24 protein-coding genes are annotated in these 24116 nt (G+C 72.5%); 7 read left to right on the top strand and 17 right to left on the bottom strand.

Annotated features, from left to right (window positions below):
- Positions 1–73: 73 nt before the first annotated feature.
- Positions 74–418 (bottom strand): cytidine deaminase-like protein, encoded by a 345-nt coding sequence (locus KU893_RS10130; protein ID WP_246592399.1) that lies wholly within the window; start codon positions 416–418, stop codon positions 74–76.
- A gap of 122 nt (positions 419–540) precedes the next feature.
- Between KU893_RS10130 and KU893_RS10125 the strand changes: the two genes are divergently transcribed.
- Positions 541–828 (top strand): DUF1330 domain-containing protein, encoded by a 288-nt coding sequence (locus tag KU893_RS10125; RefSeq protein ID WP_218234222.1) that lies wholly within the window; start codon positions 541–543, stop codon positions 826–828.
- A gap of 1 nt (position 829) precedes the next feature.
- The gene (locus KU893_RS10120; RefSeq protein WP_218234221.1) at positions 830–1774 is read left to right on the top strand and encodes an MBL fold metallo-hydrolase; all 945 of its coding nucleotides are present in this window, start codon (positions 830–832) and stop codon (positions 1772–1774) included.
- A 107-nt stretch (positions 1775–1881) separates the two neighbouring features.
- Here the strand turns inward: KU893_RS10120 and KU893_RS10115 are convergent, their stop codons facing one another.
- The 4 genes from KU893_RS10115 to KU893_RS10100 all read right to left on the bottom strand — a co-directional run bounded on the left by KU893_RS10115 (position 1882) and on the right by KU893_RS10100 (position 5177).
- Complete coding sequence (locus tag KU893_RS10115; RefSeq protein WP_218234220.1) at positions 1882–3189, bottom strand: hemolysin family protein; 1308 nt, start codon at positions 3187–3189, stop codon at positions 1882–1884.
- Positions 3186–3644, bottom strand: a complete 459-nt coding sequence (ybeY, locus tag KU893_RS10110) for an rRNA maturation RNase YbeY (RefSeq protein ID WP_203046342.1) — start codon at positions 3642–3644, stop codon at positions 3186–3188. The genes KU893_RS10115 and ybeY overlap by 4 nt, the downstream gene beginning before the upstream one ends.
- Positions 3641–4705 (bottom strand): PhoH family protein, encoded by a 1065-nt coding sequence (locus KU893_RS10105; protein WP_218234219.1) that lies wholly within the window; start codon positions 4703–4705, stop codon positions 3641–3643. Before KU893_RS10105 ends, ybeY begins: the two co-directional genes overlap by 4 nt.
- A gap of 127 nt (positions 4706–4832) precedes the next feature.
- On the bottom strand, positions 4833–5177 hold the full coding sequence (locus tag KU893_RS10100) for an HIT domain-containing protein (RefSeq protein WP_257441642.1): 345 nt from the start codon (positions 5175–5177) through the stop codon (positions 4833–4835).
- A gap of 80 nt (positions 5178–5257) precedes the next feature.
- Here KU893_RS10100 and KU893_RS10095 point away from each other — a divergent pair, with 80 nt between their 5' ends.
- Together KU893_RS10095 and KU893_RS10090 are read left to right on the top strand one after the other, a co-directional pair.
- The gene (locus tag KU893_RS10095) at positions 5258–6154 is read left to right on the top strand and encodes a Gmad2 immunoglobulin-like domain-containing protein (RefSeq protein WP_218234217.1); all 897 of its coding nucleotides are present in this window, start codon (positions 5258–5260) and stop codon (positions 6152–6154) included.
- On the top strand, positions 6151–7203 hold the full coding sequence (locus tag KU893_RS10090) for a winged helix DNA-binding domain-containing protein (RefSeq protein WP_218234216.1): 1053 nt from the start codon (positions 6151–6153) through the stop codon (positions 7201–7203). Before KU893_RS10095 ends, KU893_RS10090 begins: the two co-directional genes overlap by 4 nt.
- A 65-nt stretch (positions 7204–7268) precedes the next feature.
- On the opposite strand, the gene KU893_RS10085 is transcribed toward KU893_RS10090, so the two are convergent.
- The 3 genes from KU893_RS10085 to hrcA are packed head-to-tail and all read right to left on the bottom strand — an operon-like array spanning position 7269 to position 10246.
- Positions 7269–8021 (bottom strand): 16S rRNA (uracil(1498)-N(3))-methyltransferase, encoded by a 753-nt coding sequence (locus KU893_RS10085; protein ID WP_218234215.1) that lies wholly within the window; start codon positions 8019–8021, stop codon positions 7269–7271.
- 18 nt (positions 8022–8039) lie between these two features.
- Entirely contained in the window at positions 8040–9203 is a 1164-nt protein-coding gene (gene dnaJ, locus KU893_RS10080; protein ID WP_218234214.1) for a molecular chaperone DnaJ, read from the bottom strand.
- An 11-nt stretch (positions 9204–9214) separates the two neighbouring features.
- On the bottom strand, positions 9215–10246 hold the full coding sequence (hrcA, locus tag KU893_RS10075) for a heat-inducible transcriptional repressor HrcA (RefSeq protein ID WP_218234213.1): 1032 nt from the start codon (positions 10244–10246) through the stop codon (positions 9215–9217).
- A 197-nt stretch (positions 10247–10443) separates the two neighbouring features.
- Here hrcA and KU893_RS10070 point away from each other — a divergent pair, with 197 nt between their 5' ends.
- Positions 10444–11220: an MBL fold metallo-hydrolase gene (locus KU893_RS10070; RefSeq protein WP_218234212.1), complete on the top strand. Its 777-nt coding sequence runs from the start codon at positions 10444–10446 to the stop codon at positions 11218–11220.
- 207 nt (positions 11221–11427) lie between these two features.
- Positions 11428–12270, top strand: coding sequence for a DUF3097 domain-containing protein (locus KU893_RS10065; RefSeq protein WP_257441641.1), 843 nt, complete (start codon positions 11428–11430; stop codon positions 12268–12270).
- 72 nt (positions 12271–12342) lie between these two features.
- Here KU893_RS10065 and KU893_RS10060 read toward each other — a convergent pair whose 3' ends face one another.
- From KU893_RS10060 to KU893_RS10040, 5 genes are read right to left on the bottom strand one after another with little or no spacing between them, the layout of a single operon-like run.
- Positions 12343–12576 (bottom strand): DUF6752 domain-containing protein, encoded by a 234-nt coding sequence (locus KU893_RS10060; protein ID WP_218234381.1) that lies wholly within the window; start codon positions 12574–12576, stop codon positions 12343–12345.
- The gene (locus KU893_RS10055) at positions 12573–14117 is read right to left on the bottom strand and encodes a class I SAM-dependent methyltransferase (RefSeq protein ID WP_218234211.1); all 1545 of its coding nucleotides are present in this window, start codon (positions 14115–14117) and stop codon (positions 12573–12575) included. The genes KU893_RS10060 and KU893_RS10055 overlap by 4 nt, the downstream gene beginning before the upstream one ends.
- The gene (locus KU893_RS10050) at positions 14114–14566 is read right to left on the bottom strand and encodes an FAD synthase family protein (protein ID WP_218234210.1); all 453 of its coding nucleotides are present in this window, start codon (positions 14564–14566) and stop codon (positions 14114–14116) included. Before KU893_RS10050 ends, KU893_RS10055 begins: the two co-directional genes overlap by 4 nt.
- 33 nt (positions 14567–14599) lie before the next feature.
- Positions 14600–15823, bottom strand: a complete 1224-nt coding sequence (gene hemW, locus KU893_RS10045; protein ID WP_218234209.1) for a radical SAM family heme chaperone HemW — start codon at positions 15821–15823, stop codon at positions 14600–14602.
- 24 nt (positions 15824–15847) lie between these two features.
- On the bottom strand, positions 15848–16720 hold the full coding sequence (locus tag KU893_RS10040; protein WP_218234208.1) for a dioxygenase family protein: 873 nt from the start codon (positions 16718–16720) through the stop codon (positions 15848–15850).
- A gap of 161 nt (positions 16721–16881) precedes the next feature.
- On the opposite strand from KU893_RS10040, the gene KU893_RS10035 reads away from it, so the two are divergent.
- Positions 16882–18573: a hypothetical protein gene (locus tag KU893_RS10035; protein ID WP_218234207.1), complete on the top strand. Its 1692-nt coding sequence runs from the start codon at positions 16882–16884 to the stop codon at positions 18571–18573.
- Positions 18574–18601: 28 nt separating this feature from the next.
- Here the strand turns inward: KU893_RS10035 and KU893_RS10030 are convergent, their stop codons facing one another.
- From KU893_RS10030 to lepA, 4 genes are all read right to left on the bottom strand, one after another.
- A complete protein-coding gene (locus KU893_RS10030) occupies positions 18602–20431 on the bottom strand; it encodes an AMP-dependent synthetase/ligase (RefSeq protein ID WP_218234206.1) in 1830 nt (609 codons plus the stop codon).
- Positions 20432–20478: 47 nt separating this feature from the next.
- Entirely contained in the window at positions 20479–21168 is a 690-nt protein-coding gene (locus KU893_RS10025) for an MOSC domain-containing protein (protein WP_218234205.1), read from the bottom strand.
- 232 nt (positions 21169–21400) lie between these two features.
- On the bottom strand, positions 21401–22216 hold the full coding sequence (locus tag KU893_RS10020) for an aminoglycoside phosphotransferase family protein (RefSeq protein ID WP_218234204.1): 816 nt from the start codon (positions 22214–22216) through the stop codon (positions 21401–21403).
- A 5-nt stretch (positions 22217–22221) separates the two neighbouring features.
- A complete protein-coding gene (gene lepA, locus KU893_RS10015) occupies positions 22222–24093 on the bottom strand; it encodes a translation elongation factor 4 (protein WP_218234203.1) in 1872 nt (623 codons plus the stop codon).
- Positions 24094–24116: the final 23 nt, after the last annotated feature.

Genomic DNA, 24116 nt, shown 5'->3' with positions numbered 1-24116 from the left:
CTGGCGCTGGGACGAGGAAACTTCCTCGTCCCAGCGCCAGTTTCGTCGTCCAGGTTCGCCTTATGTCAGCCGCTCAGGCACGGACGGTGGCGGCGATGGTGCCGCGGGCGTCGCCGAGGTGGACGACGACGCCGTCGGCGCCGGCGAAGTCCGAGAGGACGGCGGCGTCTGGCTCGGTGAGGTCCTGCGCGTCGCCCAGGACGACGCACGCCTCGACGCCCGTGGAGCCCGAGGCGACGGCCATCGCGACGACGGCCTGGACCGCGGTCAGGTGAAGGGAGGGCAGGTCGATCGTCGCGGCGGCGTACGTGCGGCCGTCGGTGTCGCGCACCGCGGCGCCCTCCGCGGCCCGGATGCGGGCCCGGGTGGCGCGGGCGAGGGTGACGAGTTTCTGGTCCTCGGCGGAGAGGTCGGGCATGGGGACCATGATCCCAGAGCCCGACCTCCCCGCTCCGCCCAGGCCTCCCCCGACCACCGGGCGCATCACCGGCGCGCGGCGCCTCCCGAGCTGCGCCTCCCGAGCTGCGGCAGGATGACGCCATGCCTGCCTACTGGATCGGCGCCTACCGCGCCATCAACGACGCCGAGAAGATGGCCGCCTACGCAGCCCTCTCCGTTCCCGCCCTGACCGCGGCCGGCGGCCGGTTCCTGGCCCGCGGCCTGCCGGAGCAGGTCTACGAGGCCGGGCTGCAGGAGCGCACGGTGCTCATCGAGTTCGACAGCGTCGAGGCCGCACGGGCGGCGTACCTCACCCCGGCCTACCAGGAGGCGCTGGCCGCCCTAGGCGACGGCGCCGACCGCGACATCCGGATCGTCCCGGGGGCCTGAGATGGGGCTGAGCCTGCGGCTGCGGCTGGGGCGCCCCGAGATCGGGCGGTACGCCGACCGGTTCGGGCTCCCGCAGGCCACGACCGGGACGGCCGGCGTCACGGTGACCTTCCTCGGCGTGGCCAGCCTGCTGATCCAGGACGGTACGACGGCCGTGCTCACCGACGGGTTCTTCTCCCGCCCCTCCCTCCCCCGCGTCGCGCTCGGGAGGATCGCGCCGGACGAGGCGCGGATCGACGCGACCTTGGCCCGCGCCGGGATCGAGCGGGTCGCGGTGGTCGCGCCGGTGCACACCCACTTCGACCACGCGATGGACTCCGCCGTCGTCGCGCAGCGGACCGGCGCCCGACTCCTCGGGGGTACGTCGGTCGCGCAGATCGGTCGCGGCGGCGGGCTGCCCGACGAGCGGATCGGGGTCGTGGTGCCGGGCGAGGCAGTGACGGTCGGCGGGTTCCGGCTGACCTGGGTGGAGGGCGAGCACTGCCCGCCGGACCGGTATCCCGGAGCGATCACCGCGCCCGTCGTACCGCCCACTCGGACCGACGCCTACCGGTGCGGCGAGGCCTGGTCGATCCTCGTGGAGCACGCCAGCGGCCGCACGGCCCTGGTCCAGGGCAGTGCCGGGTTCCGGCCGGGTGCCCTCGCCGGCCGGCATGCCGACGTCGCGTACCTCGGCATCGGCCAGCTCGGCGTCCAGGACACCGGGTACATCGAGCAGTACTGGGCCGAGACGGTCGGCGCGGTGGGCGCCCGGGAGGTCGTGCTGATCCACTGGGACGACTTCTTCCGCCCGCTCGACCGGCCGCTGCGTGCTCTCCCCTACCTCGGCGACGACCTCGACGCGACGATGGCGGTCCTGACCCGCCTGGCGGACCGGCAGGGTGTCGGTCTGCACTTCCCGACAGTGTGGCGCCCCGAGGACCCGTGGGCGCTGCTGCCTGACTGACCGGGCCCGCTCCGACGGTTCACCTACCGGACTCGTCGCCTCCGCGGCGAACCGACGACAGTTCTGGTAGGTGAACCGAACACGGCACCCCCGGAGGCCGGGTGGTCTCAGTCGTCCTCGGGGTCCTCGTCGAGAACCCGGGAGATGAGCACGGTGCCGATCTTGTTGCGGCGTCCGGCGGCATGCTCGGCCTCGAAGCGCAGGCCGTGTGCCTCGACGACCGAGCCGGGGATCGGGACCCGGCCCAGGTGCTTGGCGAGCAGGCCGCCGACCGAGTCGACGTCCTCCTCCTCGATGGAGAAGCCGAACAGCTCGTCGAGGTCGTCGACGGGGTAGCGCGAGGAGACCCGGACCTTCGCGTTCGGGTCGTCGCCGCCGTCGCCGAGGTGCTCGACCTCGATCTCCGCCTCGTCGTACTCGTCGGTGATCTCGCCGACGATCTCCTCGAGCAGGTCCTCGATCGTGATCAGGCCGGCGGTACCGCCGTACTCGTCGACGACGATCGCCACGTGGAGGCGGCGCAGCTGCATCTCGCGCAGCAGGTCGTCGACCGGCTTCGACTCGGGCACCCAGACAGCCGGGCGCATGACCTCCTCGACCTTCTGGGTGAGCTCGACGTCGGGCGCCTCGAAGTCGCGGCGCACGACGTCCTTGAGGTAGGCCATGCCGCGGACGTCGTCGAGGTTCTCCCCCACGACGGGCACCCGGGAGAAGCCCGAGCGCAGGAACAGCGACATGGTCTGGCGCAGGTTCTTGTGGCTCTCGATGTAGACCACGTCGCCGCGCGGGACCATCACCTCGCGCACGGTGGTGTCGCCGAGCTCGAAGACGGAGTGGATCATCTTGCGCTCGTCGGCCTCGATCAGCTCGGAGGCCTCGGCGATGTCGACCAGCTCGCGCAGCTCGGTCTCGGTCTGGAACGGGCCTTCACGGAACCCACGGCCCGGCGTGATCGCGTTGCCGACCAGGATGAGCAGCCGCGGGAGCGGGCCGAGCACCGTGGTCAGCGCCGACAGCGGCCACGCGCACCACAACGCGACCGTCTCGGCGTGCTGCCTGCCGACGGTGCGCGGCGCGACGCCGACGACGACGAACGACACGACCAGCATGATCGCGAGGGCCACGCCGGCACGGGCCCACCAGGAGGAGTCGAGCCGGTCGTCGACGTACAGCGTGACGACGACGATGGCCGCGATCTCGCACAGCAGCTGCAGCAGCAGCGCGGTGTTGAGGTGCCGCGGGGCGTCCTCGAGGACGGCGACGAGACGCCCGGCGCCGGCCCTTCCCTCGCCCACCATCTCCTGAGCGCGGGCGCGCGAGAACCCCGCGAGGGCCGCGTCCGCTGCCGCGAACAGCCCGGCAAGCACCACCAGGACGGCCGCTGCACCCAGCGGCCAGAGACTGTCGGCGATCATGTGGCCGGCTGCGCCCGCCACTGGGCCAGCAGCTGGTCCTGCAGACCGAACATCACCTTGTGCTCCTCCGGCTCGGCGTGGTCGTAGCCGAGCAGGTGCAAGATCCCGTGGGTGGTCAGCAGCTCGAGCTCGGCGAGGGTGCCGTGGCCGGCGGCCTCGCCCTGACGCTCGGCGACGGCCGGGCACAGCACGAGGTCACCGAGGACGCCCTCCTCGGGCTCCTCGTTGACCAGGCCGGGACGCAGCTCGTCCATGGGGAAGGCCAGCACGTCGGTCGGGCCCTCCTTCTCCATCCACCGCTCGTTGAGCTCGGCGATGGTGTCCTCGTCGACCGCCTTGATGCACAGCTCGGCGAGCGGGTGGACGCGCATCTGGTCCATCACGAACCGCGCCAGCTGGGAGAAGTGCTTCACGTCGAGCCCGCTGCCGGACTCGTCGAGGATCTCGATGCTCACTCCTGCTCGCCCTTCTTGACGGCCTTCCTGGCCACCTTCTGCGATTCCTTCTGCGATTCCAACTTGGCGTCGAAGTCGTCGTACGCCGCCACGATCCGCGCCACCAGCTGGTGGCGCACGACGTCGTGGCTGGTCAGTCGCACGAACGCGAGGTCCTCGACGCCGTCGAGGATCTTCTCCACGATCCGCAGGCCCGAGGTGGTGCCCGAGGGCAGGTCGACCTGGGTGACGTCACCGGTCACCACGATCTTGGAGCCGAACCCGAGCCGGGTGAGGAACATCTTCATCTGCTCGGGCGTCGTGTTCTGCGCCTCGTCGAGGATGATGAAGGAGTCGTTGAGCGAGCGGCCGCGCATGTAGGCCAGCGGCGCGACCTCGATCGTGCCGGCCGCGAGCAGCTTGGGGATCGACTCGGGGTCGAGCATGTCGTGCAGCGCGTCGTAGAGCGGGCGCAGGTAGGGGTCGATCTTCTCGCTCAGCGTGCCCGGCAGGTAGCCGAGCCGCTCGCCCGCCTCGACCGCCGGGCGGGTGAGGATGATCCGGTTGACCTGCTTGGCCTGCAGCGCCTGCACGGCCTTGGCCATGGCGAGGTAGGTCTTGCCGGTGCCGGCCGGGCCGATGCCGAAGGTGACCGTGTGCTTGTCGATGGTCTCGACGTAGCGCTTCTGGTTGAGCGTCTTGGGCCGGATGGAGCGGCCGCGGTTGCTGAGGATGTTGAGGGAGAGGATGTCGGCGGGCCGCTCGGAGGTGGCGGTCTGGACCCGCAGCATCGCCTCGACGCGCTCGACGACCTCGGTGGTGATGCCCTGGCCGGTGCGCAGGATCGCGACGAGCTCGTCGATCAGCTTCTCGGCGAGCTCGACCTCGAGGACGTCACCGCTGAGCGTGATCCGGTTGCCCCGGACATGGAGGGTGACGCCGAACTTCCTCTCGATGATGCCGAGGTGCTCGTCGCCCGGACCGAACAGGGTCACCATGTCGATGCTGTTGGGCACGACGACGGTGTGGCGGGCGGAAGCAGCCGAGGAGGTTGCGGTGACGGAGGTGGATGAGTCGGTCATGGATGCCCGGGACGGGCGGCCTTTCAGGGACGACGGTTCGGCCCCACCATCGTACGTGGCAGGGCCGTGTCGCGCCCACTCGTTTGCCGGACCCCCACCAACGCTCGGGCCGTCGGCCGGAGCAGGCTCAGCCCGGCGGCCAGCCCATCGGGCGGCCGGCGAGCACGTGGCAGTGGGTGTGGAACACGGTCTGCCCGACGCCGGAGCCGGTGTTGAAGACGAGGCGGTAGTCGTCGTACCCCTCCCCGGTGGCGACCGCACGCGCCGTGGTGGCGATCTCGGCGAACATGGAGGCGTCGGCGTCGGCGGAGGCGGCGGCGTTCGGCTCGTGGTCGCGGGGCACGACGAGCACGTGCAGCGGCGCCTGCGGGTTGATGTCGCGGAAGGCGACCGTTCGCTCGCCGGTGTGGACGACCTCGGCCGGGATGTCACCGGCCACGATCTTGCAGAACAGGCAGTCGGGATCCGTCACGGGACCGACCCTAGTCGCACCGACACGCGCGGCCGTCCTGCCCTCCATCCAGTGTCGACGGCATCGGGGAGGATCGTGGCATGAGCCTCCCCCGCACCCTCTCCGCCGTCGGCGCCGTCCTCGCCCTGGGCGCGCTGGCCGGCTGCGGCGACGACGAGCGCACCACGCAGGAAACGCCGTCGCCCGCCCCGTCGACGGCAGCCACCCCGTCGCCCTCCGAGGAACCTGCCCCGGAACAGACCGTTTGGGCGTACTTCGTCGGCGACACGCCTCACGGCGCCGCCCTGTACGCCGAGGTGCACGTCGTGCCCGCGGTCGGCGATTCCGCCACGGTGCTGCAGCAGGCGCCGGCCGACCCCGACTACCGGACGCTGGTGCCTCCCGGGAGCCTCCTGCCGAAGGTCCATTTCGACGGCACCGGAGAGGACGGCTCCTTCAGCGTCGAGCTCACCGACGCGTCCTGGACCGAGCGGCCCGACGGGATGAGCGCCAAGGACGCGGAGCTGGCTGTCCAGCAGCTGGTGTGGACAGTGCAGAGCTCACCGCTGCCCGAGGGATCCGCGGAACCGGTGCGGACCGCGGCGCCCGTCGACTTCTACCTCGACGGCAAGGAGGTCTCCTACCTCGGCGTCCCGAGCGGTGCCGCCGCCCAGCCGGAGCTCGACGTGCTCGCCGGCGTCAACGTCACCGAGCCCGCCGAGGGCACCGCCGTCGGGGACACCTTCACCGCGACCGGACGGGCCAGCTCGTTCGAGGCCACGGTCCCGTGGGAGGTCCAGGACTCCTCCGGCAAGGTCGTCCTCGACGGCTTCGCCACCGCCGAGGGCTGGATCGACAAGCTCTACCCGTGGACCAGCGAGGTCGACGTGAGCGAGCTGCCGGCCGGCACGTACACGTTCGTCGCCCGCACCGACGACCCGTCGGGCGGCGAGGGCGGCGGGCCGACCGAGGACACCAAGCGGATCACGGTCCGGTGAGGTTCAGCCGGCTCCGGCTCAACCGGACCCTGCTGCTGCGCCAGCACCTCCTCGAGCGGGTCGCGATGGACCCGACCGACATGATCGGACACCTGGTCGGGCTGCAGGCCCAGGAGCCGCTGTCGCCGTACCTCTCCCTGGCGGCCCGGCTCACCGACCTCGACCCGGTCGCGGTGAGCGCGGCGATCGAGGACCGCTCACTGGTGCGGGTCCTCAGCCTGCGCGACACCGTCCACCTGCACCTGCCCGCCGATGCCGTGACGCTCCCGGTCTGGGCGGCGCCGGTGCGCGAGCGGGAGATGAAGGTCAGCCAGACGATCGGGACGGCGCGCGAGGTCGACCGGTCGGCGTTCTCGACGGCGGTCCACGACGTCCTCGCCGACGGCCCGCTCCCCCAGCGCCGGCTCGGGGCCGCCCTGGCCGAACGCTTCCCGGCGTACACCGCCACCCAGCTCGGGCAGGTGGCCCGGATCGCCGAGGTGCTCGTCCAGCTGCCCCCGCGCGGCTGCTGGAAGCCGACCGGGTCGACCGCCGTCGCCTACGACCACGCGGAGCGATGGACCGGTCTCTCGCTGACCGAGCCCGACGTGCCCGCGATCGTGCGTCGCTACCTGGCGGCGTTCGGCCCCAGCACCGCCGCCGACATGACGGCGTGGTCCGGGATCACCCGCCTGGGACCGGTCGTGAAGGCGATGGCGGACCTCGAGGTCCACGAGGACGAGGACGGCAAGGTCCTCTACGACGTCCCCGGCGCCCCGGTCGCCGACGAGGACGCACCGGCGCCAGTGCGCCTGCTCGGCAACTACGACAACGTCTGGCTCTCCCACGCGGGCCGGGACCGGGTCACCGCACCGGAGCACCGCCGGCTGTGGATGGGCGCCAACGGCGCGCAGGCGCTGTCGATCTACGTCGACGGCTGGCTCGCCGGTCTGTGGCGGGTCGAGGACGGGCGGGTCACGGTCGTGGAGATGGTCCGCGACCTGACCCGGACCGAGCGGGCCGGGCTGGACGAGGAGATCGCGCGCGTGGAGACCCTGCTGGCCCACTGAGGTGATGCGGTTTGGGACCAAACCGTGCGATTCGGGGCCGCTGACGTGCGGTTTGTGCCCAATCGTCAGCTGGTCAGACCACCCCAGCGCGGGGTGCGCGCGAGCAGGGCGGCGACGGCGGCGACGCCGGCGGTGGAGGTACGCAGCACCTCGGCCCCGAGGCGTACGGCGACCGCGCCGTGCGCAACGAACCGGGCGACCTCGTCGTCGGTGAGCCCGCCCTCGGGGCCCACGACGACGACCAGGTGGCCGTCGGCCGGCAGGGCGAGGGCGCCGAGGGGCTCGGTGGCGTCCTCGTGCAGCACGATCGCGACGTCGGCCGAGGCGATCAGGTCGGCCACGTCGTCGCTCGTGGCGAGCGGCAGCACCTCGGGATGCCAGGCGCGGCGGGCCTGCTTGGCGGCCTCGCGGGCCGTGGCCTGCCACTTCGCGTGGGACTTCGTGGCACGCTCACCCTTCCAGACCGCGACGCTGCGCGCGGCGGCCCACGGCACGATCCGCGCGACGCCGATCTCGGTGAGCACCTCGACCGCGAGCTCGCCGCGCTCGCCCTTGGGCAGCGCCTGGACGACGGTGACCGAGGGCCGCGGCTCGGGGTGGTCCGCGATGTCGGTGACCGCCACCGTGAACGAACGCTTGGTGGTGGCGCTCACCTCGCCGGTCGCGACCCGGCCCAGCCCGTCGGCGAGCAGCAGCCGCTCCCCCACCCGGAGCCGGCGTACGACGACCGCGTGGTGCGCCTCGTCGCCCTCGACGGTCACGGGGTCACCGGGGCGGACGCCGTCGAGCGTCGGCACCAGGTGCTGGGGCAGGGTCATGCTCGGTGGCCCGGCGGCTCAGTGGGTGAACGCGTCGCGGAGCCGACCGAACACGGACTTGTGCGCCGGCCGGACGTCGCCGGTGGGCTGCTCCTCGCCCCGGATCGCCGCCAGCTCGCGCAGCAGCTCCTCCTGGCGGGGGTCGAGCCGGGTCGGGGTCTCGACGGCGACGGTGACCGCGAGGTCGCCGCGGCCGCCACGCAGCCCGGGGACACCGCGCCCGCGCAGCAGGACCTGGTGCCCGGACTGCGTGCCGGCCGGGACCTGCAGCTCGAAGGAGGTCTCGACCCCCGCGTCCTCCTCGTGCTCGAGGTCGGCCTCCAGGGTGGGCAGCGTGATCGTCGTCCCGAGCGCGGCGGCGGTCATCGGCACCGACACGGTGCAGTGCAGGTCGTTGCCGTGACGCTCGAAGACCTCGTGGGGGGCGACGTGGATCTCGACGTACAGGTCGCCGGCGGGGCCGCCGCCGGGGCCGACCTCGCCCTGCTCGCTGAGCTGGACCCGGGTGCCGTTGTCGACGCCGGCGGGGATCTTGACGGTGAGGGTACGGCGCGAGCGGACCCGGCCGTCGCCCGCGCACTCGCGGCACGGGTCGGGGATAACGGTGCCGAACCCGCGGCAGGCCGCGCACGGACGCAGCGTGCGGATCTCGCCGAGGAAGGAGCGCTGGACGTGGGCGACCTCGCCGGCGCCGCGGCAGGTCTCGCACGGCACCGGGTGGCTGCCGGGGGCGGCGCCCTCGCCGTCGCAGGTGGTGCAGCGCACGGCGGTGTCGACCTTGAGCTCGCGGGAGACGCCGAAGGCCGCATCGGCCAGCTCGACCTCGATCCGGATCAGCGCGTCCTGGCCGCGGCGCACCCGCGGCCGCGGGCCGCGGCCGCCGCCCCCACCACCGGGACTGCCGCCGAAGAACGCGTCCATGATGTCGGTGAACGAGAAGCCCGCGCCCTGGCCGCCGAAGCCGCCGCCGAACGGGTCGCCGCCGCGGTCGTAGGCCGCGCGCTTCTGCGGGTCGGACAGGACCTCGTAGGCGGCGGTGACCTGCTTGAACCGCTCCTGGCTCTCCGGGTCGGGGTTGACGTCGGGGTGCAGCTGGCGGGCGAGCTTGCGGTAGGCCTTCTTGATGGTGTCGGCGTCGGCGTCACGCTCGACGCCCAGCAGCTCGTACGGGTCTTGGCTCACTTCTCTTCTTCTCAGCTCTCGTCGAGGATGCGGGAGACGTAGCGCGCCACGGCGCGCACCGCCGCCATCGTTCCGGGGTAGTCCATGCGGGTGGGGCCGACGATCCCGAGCGCGGCGAGCGCGTCGTCGGGGCCGTAGCCGGTGGCCACGACACTGGTCGAGGCGAGCTCCTGGATCGGGCCCTCGGCGCCGATCCGGACCGTCACCGCGCCGCCGGTCGTCGCCTCGCCGAGCAGCTTGAGGAGCACGACCTGCTCCTCGAGCGCCTCGAGCAGCGGGCGGACCGAGGTCTCGAAGCTGTCGCCGAACCGGGCCAGGTTCGCCGTACCGCCGACGACGACGCGCTCGTCGGAGCGGTGGTCGCTCATCGCCTCGACCAGGGTGTCGACGACGGCGACGGTCGCGGGCGAGGCGATGGGGGCGTCCTCCTCGCCGCTGCCGCGGACCAGCGCGTGGAGCGCGGCGGCGGCGTCGGCGATGACCTCGCCGGTGGCCGCGAGGTTGATCCGGGTGCGCAGGGTCGCGAGCTCGTCGTCGCTGATGTCGGCGTCGAGCTCGACGAGGCGCTGCTCGACCCGTCCGGAGCTGAGGATGAGCACCAGCAGCAGACGCATCGGCGTCAGGGCGACGACCTCGATGTGGCGCACGGTGGAACGCGAGAGCGTGGGGTACTGGACGACGGCGACCTGGCGGGTCAGCTGCGCGAGCAGCCGCACCGAGCGGTGCACGACGTCGTCGAGGTCGACCGCGCCCTCGAGGAAGCCCGCGATGGCGCGACGCTCGGCCTGGGTGGTCGGCTTGACCGTGGAGAGCCGGTCGACGAAGAGCCGGTAGCCCTTGTCGGTCGGCACCCGGCCGGCACTCGTGTGGGGCTGGTGGAGGTAGCCCTCGTCCTCCAGCGCGGCCATGTCGTTGCGGATCGTGGCCGGCGAGACGTTGAGGTGGTGGCGCTCGACGAGCGCCTTGGAGCCGACGGGCTCCTCCGTCGAGACGTAGTCCTCGACGATCGCACGCAGCACGGCGAGCCTGCGCTCCTCCTGCATGCCCACCTCCTGAACTTGGCACTCCACCATCGGGAGTGCCAATCCTAGCCCGGACCCGCTCGAATGCACGGACCCACGGGACGTGCCCTCCCGACGCCTGGCCGATCCATGAGGTCGCCCACCTCGTCTCGCGGTCACGACCGGCAGGGAGCGGACAGGGCGCTCGCCCCCGATCGGCCGGTCGCTACGGTGGACCGATGCCGTTCACCGAGGTCGCGGACCGGGTCTGGGTCCGCCGTGTTGCGTCGTACGACGTCAACCTGGTCGTCGTGGGGGGCGAGCGCGGCCTGGTCGTCGTCGACACCCTCGCCACGGCCGCGGAGGCCCGCGCCGCGATCGCGGCGATCGGCGACCTGCGCGCCGGCCCGGTCGTCGCCGTGGTCAACACCCACGACCACTTCGACCACGTGCTCGGCAACGCCGCCTTCAAGGAACGGTACGACGACCCGCCGGTCCACGCGACCGAGGAGGCGGCCGCCCGCACCGATCCCGCGGCGCCGCCCGCCGACCACACCTTCTCCAGCGCCTCGGTCATCGACCTCGGCGACCGCCAGGTCGAGCTGGTCCATCCCGGCCGCGGCCACACCGCGGGCGACCTCGTCGTCCGGGTGCCCGACGCCGACGTGCTGCTGGCCGGCGACCTGGTCGAGGAGGCCGCGCCGCCGTCCCTGGGCAGCGACTCGTGGCCGCTCGACTGGCCGCAGACACTCGACCTGGTCCTCGGCCTCACCACGCCCTCGACCGTCGTCGTCCCCGGCCACGGCGGCGTGGTCGACCGCCGCTTCGTCGAGGACCAGTGCGACGACCTGCGTGCCGTCGCCGAGACCATCCGCGACCTCGCCACCCGTGGCGTCCCGGAGGCCGAGGCGCTCGGCTCCGCCACCTGGCCCTTCCCCGTCGAGGCCCTGCACCACGCGATCCCGCGCGGCTACGCACAGGTCCCCCGGGCGCGCCGCCAGCTGCCCCTGGCCTGAGTTCTCGCGTCCAGCGTGCTCGGCGTCGGCAACGCGCTGGCCAACACGCTCGGCTTCCGGCAGGACGACGATCTCCTCGTCATGACCCGGGTCCACCCGGACGCGGTGGCGCGGCGATCCGGGCAGCACTGAAGGACCCGTCACAACCCTGACGCTGCCGCGTGTTCGCCCCGGGAGTCGCGGCGGTTCGGCCTAAGGTGGTCCGTCGTGGATCGCTACGGGACCGACGTGCTGGCGGGTGACTGGAAGGTCCCCAAGCGGGGCCGGGCGGTGGAGACGCCGGCCGACCCGGGGCTCGTGGTCGAGGAGGTCACCACCGACTGGTGCGGCGAGATCGTCGCCGTCGACCGCGACCTGGACACCGTCACGCTCGAGGACCGGCACGGCAAGCGTCGTACCTTCCCCCTCGGCACCGGATTCCTCCTCGAGGGCAAGCCGGTCATCCTGACCGCGCCGATCACCAAGGCCGGCCCGGTGAAGCCGACCCGCACGGCGAGCGGCTCGATCGCCGTGCACGACGCCAAGGCGCGGGTCGCGCGGGCGAGCCGGATCTTCGTCGAGGGCCGACACGACGCCGAACTCGTCGAGAAGGTGTGGGGCGACGACCTGCGCATCGAGGGCGTCGTCGTGGAGTACCTCGGCGGCGTCGACGACCTCGCCGACCACCTGCGCGACTTCAAGCCCGGCCCCCAGCGGCGCGTCGGCGTCCTGGTCGACCACCTGGTCGCGGGCTCCAAGGAGAGCCGGATCGCGCAGAACATCATGAAGTCACCGGTCGGCAAGGACGTCCTCATCGTCGGCCACCCGTTCATCGACATCTGGCAGGCGGTGAAGCCCGAGCGGCTCGGCTTCGCGGCCTGGCCGAAGGTCCCCAAGGGCATCGACTGGAAGACGGGCACCTGCCAGCAGCTCGGCTGGCCGCACCGCGACCAGGCCGACATCGCCCGGGCGTGGAAGCACATCCTCGGCGGCGTGCGCGGGTTCCAGGACCTCGACCCGGCGCTGCTGGGGCGGGTCGAGGAGCTGATCGACTTCGTCACGCTGGTCTGACCAGTTGCGGTTTGGTCCCAAACCGCAACGATCGGGGCCGAAATGCCGCGGTTTGGGACCAAACCGCAGCAGTCACAGCCCAGAGCGGAACCTCGCGAGCACCTCGTCCACCCGTCGCTGGTCCCGGGCCTCGAGCGGGATCAGCAGCTCGGTGACGACGTCGGTGAGCTCGGCGATGCGCCGGTTCAGCTGACGGTTCTCCTGCACCTCCGCCTCGAGGACGCGGACCCGCTCGCGCAGACCGGCGTGCGCGCGGAGCCGGCGCCGGGCCTGGCGGGCGCGGTGGGCGAGGTCGGTGGTGGTCATCGGGTCTCCTTCGGGGCAGCGGGCGCCGGCCAGGCGGCGCGGATCCGGCACACGGCCGGGTCGGGCAGGTCGAACATGTCGTCGCCGGGGCCGGTGGTGAGGCGCTCGACGACCCCGCCGGAGGCCTCGATGCCGCGGCGCACCACCTCGACCGGGGTACGACGGACCAGGCCGTCGTCGGGGCCCGGCTCGCCGACGGCGAACTCGAGGAACAGCCGGCCGCCGCCGGGGCGCAGCGCCATCCGGGCGAGCAGCCAGAGCTGGTCGAGGGCGGCGGGGTCGAGGCAGCCGACGAGGTGGCGGGCGTGGAGGTGGTGGGGGTCGCGGGCCAGGCGGGTGCCGTGCAGCAGGGTGGAGCGGAGCTCGCCGAGGATCAGCTGGTCCACCTCGAGGGAGAGGCCGCGGTGGCGGGCGCGGCGGCGCACGACGCCGATGCTGGCGCGGGAGAAGTCGAGCGCCGCGACCCGGCGCCCCGACGAGGCGAACCAGAGCGCGTCCCGCCCGGTGCCGGTGCCGAGGTCGGCCACCGGCAGGGCGCCGAGCTGGGGCGCGACCCACTGGGCGAACGCCGAGGGCTGCTTCGGCACCGCGGCTCTTCGTGGACCGTTGTGGAACTCGGTCCAGCGGCCCATCTCGGTGCGGAAGCCGCGCAGCCACCCGTCGAGGCGGCGGACGCCGGCGGGTGGGTCGGCGTACTTGAAGGACGGGTCCGGGCGGCGCCAGTGCGGACCGTAGAGGAAGGCGAGCATCGCCTCGGGGTCGCGCGGCGCCGGGAACGCGTGGCCGTGCAGGGTGATCGTCGAGAACGGCACGATCGCCTCCCGCGGCAGGCGGCCGCTGCGGTTGCCGAACTGGTAGAAGGTGTCCCCGACGTGGAAGGCGGAGAACACGTCGATGTGGCAGACCCGGCCGTCGGAGAGCGGCAGCAGCAGCTTCACGTCGCCGCCCGACATCCGCAGCACCCGCCAGCCGCGGGCCCGCATCGCGCGGGTGATCCGGTAGGACTCGGTGGCGATGTCCGCGGGCGAGGTGTGGGCCGACAGGTAGCACAGGTCGGTGTCGGAGTCGTGCGCGAGCATCCGCCCCTCGCGTACGGCGCCGAGCAGCGCCCCGTAGTTGAGGTACGCCGCGACGCCGGCGTGCTCGCGCAGGTCGTCGATCGCGCGGCGGGTGCCGGCGAGGATCTCGTCGCGGACGGCCGCGTCGGTGGCGGCGAAGGAGCGGGCCAGGTGGCCGACCTTGTCGACGCTGAGCCGGTGGCCGGCCCGGTCGACGACGGCGAGCGGGCCCTCTCCGGTGCCGAGGCCGACCTCGTCGTCGTACAGGACGGCCGCGCCGGAGGCGTCGGTCACCCGGACCCGGCCCCGACCGCTGAGGTGGGGACGGAGCACACCGGGCCACGGCACCAGGAAACCCCCGCCGGAGGGTCGGCCGTCGCGCAGCGGGGTCAGCGACCAGACGTAGTGACCGTCGATCTCGACCACGAGCGGCGCGCCGCCGGGCGGGACGAGCAGGCCGTCGTCGGAAACGGCGACCGTCATGCCGAGGAGGCCCCGCGGTGGGCGAGCGCCTTGCGCAGCGCGGTGGAGGAGGTCTGCAGCGTGTAGGGGAAGTAGGTGACCTCGACGCCGAGCGCGGCCATCTGCGCCTCGAGCCGCTGCCCCTTGGCGGTCCCCTGCCAGTCGTCGCCCTTGAAGATCCGGTGGAAGCCGACGTCGCGCCACGAGTCGGTCTTGTCGGCGCTGTTCTCGGCGTAGACGGCGTCGACGATGCCGATCGCCTCGACGATCTCGAGCCGCTCGGCGAGCGGGACGGTCGGGAGCACGCCCTTGGTCGCGACGCACACCTCGTCGGCGACGACGCCGGCCACCAGCACGTCGCACCACTGCCGCGCCTGGCGCAGCGCGTTGAGGTGCCCGACGTGGAACAGGTCGAAGGCACCCGGGACGTACCCGATCACGGGGCCGACGACATCACCCGACTTCTTCATAAAGTCGAGTGTAACACTATATTTAATACAAGTTCATGCCAGGAGCCGGTGCACGACCCCGTCCGCGAGCAGCCGGCCGCGCAGCGTGAGCACCACGCGGTCGGCCCGGTCCTCGACCAGTCCGTCGGCGACCAGGCCCGGCAGCACGGCTCGCGCCGTGCCGTCGCCGAGGCCGTCGAGGACGTCGACCGGCAGGCCGGTCCGCAGCCGGACCTCCAGCAGCACCCGCTCCACGCGGCGGGTCTGCGGGTCGAGGACCTCCCGTGCGTGGGCGGGCGTCACGCCCTCGGCCAGCCGGCCGGCGTACGCCACCGGGTGCTTGACGTTCCACCAGCGCACCCCGCCCACGTGGGAGTGGGCACCCGGGCCGATCCCCCACCAGTCCGCGCCCGCCCAGTAGCCGAGGTTGTGCCGACAGCGGGCGGCGTCGTCGCGCGCCCAGTTCGAGACCTCGTACCAGCCGAGCCCGGCCGCGGCGAGCCGCTCGTCGGCCTGGACGTACTTGTCCGCCAGGTCGTCGTCGTCCGGCATCGGCAGCTCGCCGCGCCGCACCCGGCGGGCCAGCGCGGTGCCGTCCTCGACGATGAGGGAGTACGCCGACACGTGGTCCGGCGCGCACGCGAGCGCCGCCTCCAGCGTCTCCTCCCAGTCGTCGTTGCTCTCCCCCGGCGTCCCGTAGATCAGGTCCAGGCTCACCTGTTCGAACCCGGCCGCCCGCGCCGCCTCGACCATGCGGGGGACCCGCAGCGGGTCGTGGGTGCGGTCGAGCACGGCCAGCACGTGCGGCACGGCGGACTGCACGCCGAAGGAGACGCGCGTGTAGCCCGCCTCCCGCAGCCGCTCGAGGGAGGACAGGTCGACCGAGTCGGGGTTGGCCTCGGTGGTCACCTCGGCGTGCGGCGCCAGGCCGAACTCGTCGTCGATCGCGCGCAGCACCCGACCGAGGTCCTCCGGCGGCAGCAGCGTCGGGGTGCCGCCGCCCAGGAAGACCGTGTCGACCGGCAGGTCACGCTCGCCCAGCACGCGCCGGGCCAGCCGGACCTCGGCGACCACCTGGTCGGCGTACGACGCCCGCGAGACGCCGGGGCCGAGCTCCTCGGCGGTGTAGGTGTTGAAGTCGCAGTAGCCGCAGCGCACCCGACAGAACGGGACGTGCACGTAGAACGCGAACGGGCGGGTGCCGGCCTCGGCCAGCGCCTCGGGCGGGAGCGACCCGTCGGTCGGGACGGGGTCACCTTCGGGGAGGGCGGACGGCACGGAGCCAGTCTCCCAGCCCGGACCTCAGACCGGCACGTTGAGGCTCACCGTGTAGCCGTCCTCGACCGAGCCGGTGACCTTGGCGAGCTGGAGGGAGTACCCGTCGCTGAAGACGCCGTCGGTCTCGAGGCTCAGCTGCGCCAGGTTCTGCACGCTCTGCTCGTAGCCCTCGCTCGCGTAGACGTCGCGGCACACGTCCTCGGGCAGCGCCAGCTGGGAGGTACGCAGCTTGTCGGCCGCGCCGGTGGCGGCGTCGAGGCTCTCGTAGACCTCGAAGTGCATGTGCGGCCAGCGGCCGGCGTAGCAGGCCGGGAAGATCGTGGTGAAGGTGATGGCACCGTCGGCGTCGGCCGCCTGGACGCCGCGCAGGTAGTTCTCCTCGGCGATCTCGTCGTCGTACATCGAGTAGCGGCCCTCGCGGTCGCAGTGCCACAGGTAGACCGCGGCCCCGGCCAGCGGGGTCACCTCGTCACCGTCGAGGTCGTAGACCTTGAGCCTCACGGTCGTCGCGATCCCCTCGGCGACCCCGGTGCCGGAGCCGAAGCTCGAGGTGATGTCGCTGCGCACGACACCCGACTCGCCCAGCACGTCGGGACCGTTGCTGCCGTCGCCCGGGTACGGGCCGGCGGTCTCCTCGGGGATCTCCCCCTCGGCGACCTCGACGCTGCTGTCCCCGTCCATGCCGCCGGGCGGCGCGCCGTTGGGCGGCTGGCCCCGGCCCGTCGTACCGGACGTGTCGTCGGCACCGCAGGCGGTCAGCGCCGCGGCGGCGCCGACGCCACCCAGCAGGCCGAGCAGCCCGCGCCGGGCCATGATCCTCGGCAGGTCGTGGGCGAGCCCGAGGTCGTGCTCCTCGGTCTTCTCGGTCTGGTCGGCCGCGTGGCGGTGGTGGCTCATGCCGCGAGTCTCGCGAGCCTGCCTGTGCGCCTGCTGTCGGCTCGCTGTCGGGACCGGAGGAGGTCGCCGGCCGCAGGTCGGCGAACCGATCGACCTCCTCGCCGGCACAGGCCTCATGTGTCCCCGACCGGGGCACCTGTCCCGACCCCCAGGAGAGCCCTGTGCGAGCCACCCTCCCGACCGCCGCCGGCGCACTGACCGCCGCCGCGCTGCTGCTCGGAACCGCCCCCGCCCACGCCGAGATCGACCCCGGCGACGACTTCCAGGCGCCGCTCATCGCGTTCGACCCCGCCGGCAACCAGTGGTTCCAGGACACCGTCACGCTCAACGCGGCCGTGTCCGACCCGGGTGGATCGGTGTCGTCCGCCGACTACCAGCTGACCGGCGCCCAGGAGTCCAGCGCGCCGCTCGGTCGCAGCGGCGGCACGATCACGCTCGGCACCGAGGGGGTCACCGAGGTGACCGTCACCGCCATCGACCGCGCGGACAACGAGGCCAGCCGGATCGCGTGGTTCGGCGTCGACCGAGGTGCCCCGACCGTGACGATCAGCGCGCCTCTCGACGGCGCCCGCGTCGTCCAGCACAGCGACGTCGCGCTCACCTACACCTGCGCCGACGCCGTCTCCGGCATCGCGTCATGCTCCGGCCCCGCACCGAGCGGCACCGCCGTCGACACCTCGCAGCCGGGCACCCACCACGTCGAGGTGACCGCCACCGACCGCGCCGGCCGGACGAGCACGACCACCGCCACCTACGAGGTGGTCACCGGCGACTTCACCGTCCAGGAGCCTCCCCGGGTCACCGGCAACCTCCAGACCGACGACCTCGCCGAGGTCACGCCGCCGCGCACGACCCCCGCCGCGACCTCCGTGTCCTACCAGTGGCTGCGCGACGGCACTCCCATCCCGGGCGCCACCGGCGCGACGTACCAGACCTCCGCAGCCGACACCCTCACCCGGCTCTCGGTCCGGGCGACCTCGTCCCGCGCCGGCTACGCGGACGTCGTCACCACCTCTGCAGCCAGCTACGTCGGCCTCAACGCGCCGACCTACTCCACACCGGTCATCACCGGCGACCTGGTGGTCGGCGGCACCGTCACCGCGAGCATCGACGTGACCCCGCAGCCGTACGGGACCGCGTGGAGCTGGAAGGTCGACGGAGAGGTCCGCGGGACCGGTGCGACGTACGTCATCCAGCCGGCCGACGCCGGGAAGCGCCTCGTGGCGGAGGCGACCCTGCAACGGGCCGGCTACGCGACCCGGTGGCCCGCGTCCGAGCCGAGCACTCCGGTCCGCGCCGCGGTCCGTGACCTCGACGTCAGCGCAGCCGTGACCGGGCAGCCCGTGGTCGGACAGCGCCTCACCGCGGGCCTCCCGGCCCTGCCCGAGGGCGTCGAGGCCGGCTACCAGTGGCTGGCCGACGACGTCGCGATCCCCGGCGCCACCCAGCCGAGCCTGCTGTTGGGCCCGGCACAGGCGGGCCGCGCGATCCGGGTCCGGGTGGTGCTGACCAGCACCGGCTACGAGCCGCTGACCACGACGAGCGGCGCCACCCCACCGGTCGCGCGGGCCACCGCCGACCTGGTCGTCACGACCTCGAAGACCCGGCCGGCCGGCAAGGCGCGCAAGCGGAAGGTGCGCCTCGCCGTCCAGGTCGGCGCGACCGCGTCCAGCGGGACCGTCGTGGTGACCCGCGGGACCAAGGTCCTCGCGACGGCCACCGTGGACGCGTCCGGACGAGCCGTGGTCGTGCTCCGCAAGCAGCGCGCCCGCGCCACGTCGTACGTCGTCAGCTGGTCCGGGGACGCCGGAACCCTGCCGGCGGTGCGGACGGTCCGGGTCCCGCGCAGGTGACCCGGACCGCCGGCCCGTCAGGCGAAGGTCAGGAGTAGAAGGAGGCGATCAGGTCGGCGTTGTTGCTCTCGACCACGTTGCGCTTCACCTTCAGCGAGGGGGTGAGCTCACCGGACTCGATCGTCAGGTCGTGGTCGAGCAGCTTCCACTTCTTGATCGTCTCCCAGCGGTTGAGCTGGGCGTTGAGCTCCTCGACGTACTCCTGGACCATCGCCTGGACGGCGTCGTCGTTGACGAGGGCGGTGTAGTCCTTGCCCTCCTTGCCGTTCTCGACGGCCCAGCCGGCCATCGCGTCGGGGTCCAGGGTGATCAGCGCCGAGACGAAGTTGCGCTCCGCGCCGAACACCATGAACTGGCTGACGTACGGGCAGATCGCCTTGAACTTGGCCTCGATCGCCGGCGGCGCGATGTACTTGCCGCCGGAGGTCTTGAAGAGCTCCTTGATCCGGCCGGTGATGGTGAGGAAGCCGTCGGCGTCGAGCGAGCCCTTGTCGCCCGTGCGCAGCCAGCCGTCGGCGGTGATCGCCTCGGCGGTCGCCTCCGGACGGTTGTGGTAGCCGGCCATGACGTGCGGGCCCTTGAGCTGGACCTCGCCGCCCTCGCCGATGCGGACCTCGGTGCCGGGGAACGGCTGACCGACGGTGCCGATCTTGTAGGCGTCCGGGTGGTTGACCGTCGCGCCCGCGGAGTTCTCCGTCATGCCGTAGCCCTCGAGGATGAGGACGCCGGCCGCGTGGAACCAGGTGGCGATGTCGGCGTTGAGCGCGGCCGACCCGGAGATGAAGAAGCGGACCCGACCACCGAAGCGCTCGCGGACCTTGCTGAAGACCAGCTTGTCGAACAGCGCGTGCTGGAGCCTCAACGGCAGCGGCACGGACCGGCCGGCGAGGCGCAGCGCGTCGACCTTGCGGCCGACCTCGAACGCCTTGAGGAAGATCTTCTCCTTCAGCCCGCCCTCGGCGGACTGCATGGTGACGATCCGGGCGTGCGCCTTCTCGAAGATGCGGGGCGCGGCGCCCATGAAGGTCGGCCGCACGACCGCGAGGTTGTCGACGATCTTGTCGACCCGGCCGTCGATCGCCGTGGCGAAGCCGCACGCGAGCTGGGTGGACAGCAGCACCTTGCCGAAGGCGTGCGCCATCGGCAGCCACAGGAACTGCAGGTCGGTCTCGTCGAGGATGTTCTGGGCCTTGATCGCCTCGCCCTCGAAGACCCAGCCGCGGTGCAGGGTGCGCACCCCCTTGGGCCGACCGGTCGTCCCCGAGGTGTAGATCAGCGTGGCCAGGTGGTCGGGCTCGATGGAGCGGGCGACCTCGTCCACGGCGGTGGGCCGCTCAGCGAGCAGGGCCTCGCCGAGCGCGGCGAGGTCGTCGAGGGAGATGATCCACTCGCCGTCCGCGACCGCGGGGTCGAAGACGACCACCTTCATGACCTCGGGCAGCTCGGCGCGATGCTCCTGCAGCTTGGCGACCTGGTCGGCGTCCTCGGCGAAGACCACCCGGCTGCCGGAGTCGCCGATGATGTAGGCGGTGTCGTCGCTGCCGGTCGTCGGGTAGACCGTCGTGGTCGCGCCGCCGGCACACATGACCGCCAGGTCGGCCGCGATCCACTCGTAGCGGGTGGACGAGGCGATGGCGACACGATCCTCCTGCTCGAGCCCGAGCGAGAGCAGACCGGCAGCGAGGCGGCGTACCCGATCGCCGGCCTGGCGCCAGGTCACCGACTCCCATGCCTCTGCCTCACCCCGTGGGAAGCGGAAGGCCTCCCGGTCGGCGCTCTTCTCGACGCGGTCGAGGAACTGCACCGCGCAGTTCGTCGGCATGTGCTCGAGGAAATCGGTGTCGTGGTTGACGGGCATGACGCTCCCTGTGGTGCTCGTCCGAGACGGGGTGACTGGGCAGTAACCTAGGCCACAGGCTCCGCGGGGGGTAGCGGACGGGCCGTCCGCGAGACTATTTCCTCCGCTTTCGCGCGCACCTTGGGCAGCAGGTCCTCGATGACCAGCAGCTCCGGGAGCCGGCTGCGGTCGGTGTTGAGCGCCACGAACATGTCCCTGATCGTCACCCCGTGCCCCGGGCGGTGGACCACGGCGATCGCGTCGCCGGGAGCGATCGTCCCGGTCTCGAGCACCCGCAGGTAGGGGCCGGGCCGGGCCGCGGCGGTGAACCTCTTGACCCAGGCGCGCGGGTCGAAGCCGCTCTCCCCCATCCAGCCCTTGAAGTCGTTGCAGGGCGTGCGGACGTAGACCGCCTCCAGCACGACGCCGACGCCGGGCTCCCCGATCCGCAGCCGGGTCCCGACCTCCAACGCGTTGAGGTCGATGCCCTCGGTGGTCAGGTTCTCGCCGAACTGGCCGTCACGGACGGGCCTGCCGAGCTCGGCTTCCCAGAAGTCCAGGTCCTCGCGGGCGTAGGCGTAGACGGCCTGGTCGGGGCCACCGTGGTGCCGGGTGTCGGAGACGGAGTCACCCGCGACGCCGAGCTCGTGGACGGCGACCGGGCCGCCCACGGGGCGCTTGTCGATCGAGGTGCGGCCGATCCCCGCCCAGTCCCTGTCCTGTGGTTGCCCGACACTGATGCTCCGCACGAACGCCATGGCGCGAGGCTACCGGTGGGGCATGGCTCGGCTCCCCGGGTTTTCGTGGCTGGCGCGGGCACTCGGGTGCCACCCGGTTCCGCGGCGTGCTCTGCCCGGACCTGCGCGGTGCCGGCACCGGGCTGACGGCGTTGGCGTCGCTCGAAGGGCGATCCGGCACGACTTCGCTCCGCCGCCTTGCCAGATCGGCCGCAAACGCCGCTCGCGACGGCGCTCACTTGGGAGACACGCCCTAGTCCTGGACCGCCTTCGCGATCGACACGCACATCGTGAGGAACGCCGGCCCCGAGCGGTCGGCGAGGCGCTGACGGGCCAGGTCCAGCGCTCGGACGACCACCCAGTCGCGGGCTCGGTGCTCGTCGAGCCCTGCGGTGTCGACCGCGGCGTGGAAGCGGGCGCGGAGGCCGTCTCGCACCCGGCCGGCGAGCTCGTCGTACCTCGTCCAGAGCAGGGGCGCGACCTCGTAGTGCGGGTCGCCGCTCAGCGCCTTCGGGGCGATGGCGAGCCAGGGCGCCCGGTCGCCCGCGAGCACGTTGCCGTAGTGGAGGTCGGTGTGCACCACCGTGCCGTCCGTCGCGGGGTCCGCCGCGAACCGCTCGGCCAGGTGACGCGCCTGGACGACCAGCCGCGGCGGCAGCGGCACGTCGCGCGGCAGGTCCGCGAGCGCCCGGGCCACCTCGCCGGCGTACCGGGACAGGAGGGGCAGCTGCGGGAAGGCCGGCCGGTGCAGGTCGCGGTACAGGCCTGCGACGACCTCGCACGCCTCGACGTCCCAGTGCTCGGCGAGGTCAGGACCGGGCAACCGCTCCAGGAGCAGCGCGTGCCGGGCGGGATCGGCCCGCAGCAGACGCACCGCACCGCGCCCGTGCCAGTGCTGGAGGGCGAGGTGCTCGTGCGCGGAGCCGCCGTCGGGCAGCGCGGTCTTGAGCGCCGCCGGCGTGCCGTCGGCCGTCCTGACCGGCACGACGAGCGAGCGCGAGCCGCGCCATGCCTCGCCGTCGGGCGTGAGCCCCCACTCCTCGAGCAGGGCCGGCGTGGCGGCAGGCACGGTCGCTACTTCTTGGGCTTGTCCCCGGCCGGCCCGGTGGTGGACAGCGCGGCGACGAAGGCCTCCTGGGGCACCTCGACGCGGCCGACCATCTTCATCCGCTTCTTGCCTTCCTTCTGCTTCTCCAACAGCTTGCGCTTGCGGGTGATGTCACCGCCGTAGCACTTGGCGAGGACGTCCTTGCGGATGGCGCGGATGTTCTCGCGCGCGATCACCCGGGCGCCGATCGCGGCCTGGATCGGCACCTCGAACTGCTGCCGGGGGATGAGCTCCTTGAGCTTGCCGGCCATCATCACGCCGTAGGAGTAGGCGGCGTCCTTGTGGACGATCGCCGAGAACGCGTCGACCGGCTCGCCCTGGAGCAGGATGTCGACCTTCACCAGGTCGGAGGCCTGGTCGCCGGAGAACTCGTAGTTGAGCGAGGCGTAGCCCTTGGTCTTGGACTTGAGCTGGTCGAAGAAGTCGAAGGCGATCTCGCCCATCGGCAGCGTGTAGCGCATCTCGACCCGGTCCTCGGACAGGTAGTCCATGCCCTGCAGGTTGCCACGCTTCTGCTGGCACAGCTCCATGATCGTGCCGATGTAGTCGGCCGGCGCGAGGACGGTGGCGTCGACGATCGGCTCACGGACCTCGGCGATCTTGCCGTCGGGGTACTCGCTCGGGTTGGTGACCGTGAGCTTGGTGCCGTCCTCCATGACCACCTCGTAGACCACGTTGGGCGCGGTCGAGATCAGGTCGAGGTTGAACTCGCGCTCCAGCCGCTCGCGGGTGATCTCCATGTGGAGCAGACCCAGGAAGCCGCAACGGAAGCCGAAGCCCAGCGCGCCGGACGTCTCCGGCTCGAAGGTGAGGGCGGCGTCGTTGAGCTGCAGCTTCTCGAGCGCGTCGCGCAGCGTCGGGTAGTCGTCGCCGTCGATCGGGTACAGCCCCGCGAAGACCATCGGGTTCGGGTGCTCGTAGCCGCCGAGCGGCTCGGCGGCGGGTCGCGAGCTCACGGTCACGGTGTCGCCGACCCGGGACTGGCGCACGTCCTTCACGCCGGTGATCAGGTAGCCGGTCTCGCCGACGCCCAGCTTGCCGGCCTTCATCGGCTCGGGGCTGATCACGCCAACCTCGAGCATCTCGTGCAGCGCGCCGGTCGACATCATCTTGATCTTGTCGCGGTGGGACAGCTCGCCGTCGAAGACCCGGACGTAGGTGACCACGCCGCGGTAGGTGTCGTAGACCGAGTCGAAGATCAGCGCGCGGGCCGGGGCGTCGGCATCGCCGACCGGCGCCGGGACCGACTTCACGATCTCGTTGAGCAGCGCCTCGACGCCGACGCCGGTCTTGGCCGAGGTGAGGAGCACGTCCTCGGGCTCGCAGCCGACCAGGTTGGCCAGCTCGGCGGCGTACTTCTCGACGTTGGCGCTCGGCAGGTCGATCTTGTTGAGCACCGGGATGATGTGGAGGTCGGCGCCCATCGCGAGGTAGAGGTTCGCCAGCGTCTGCGCCTCGATGCCCTGGGCCGCGTCGACCAGCAGGATCGCGGCCTCGCATGCCTGCAGCGAGCGGGACACCTCGTAGGTGAAGTCGACGTGGCCCGGGGTGTCGATCATGTTGAGGATGTAGGTGCCCGGCTCGGCGCCCGCCTCGTTGTCGGCGGCCACCGTCCACGGCATCCGGACGGCCTGGCTCTTGATCGTGATGCCGCGCTCGCGCTCGATGTCCATCCGGTCGAGGTACTGCGCCTTCGCCTCGCGCTCGCCGACGACGCCGGTGAGCTGCAGCATCCGGTCGGCGAGCGTCGACTTGCCGTGGTCGATGTGCGCGATGATGCAGAAGTTGCGGATGATCGCGGGGTCGGTGTGACCCGGCTGCGGGGCGGCGGCAGACATGGTGGCTCCATCCTCCCAAAGCC

The organism is Nocardioides daeguensis (genome assembly GCF_019192965.1).
In the GTDB taxonomy this organism is placed as follows: Bacteria; Actinomycetota; Actinomycetes; order Propionibacteriales; family Nocardioidaceae; genus Nocardioides; species Nocardioides daeguensis.
Note: the sequence above shows the minus strand (reverse complement) of the source record. Positions and strands in the feature narration are given on the sequence as shown.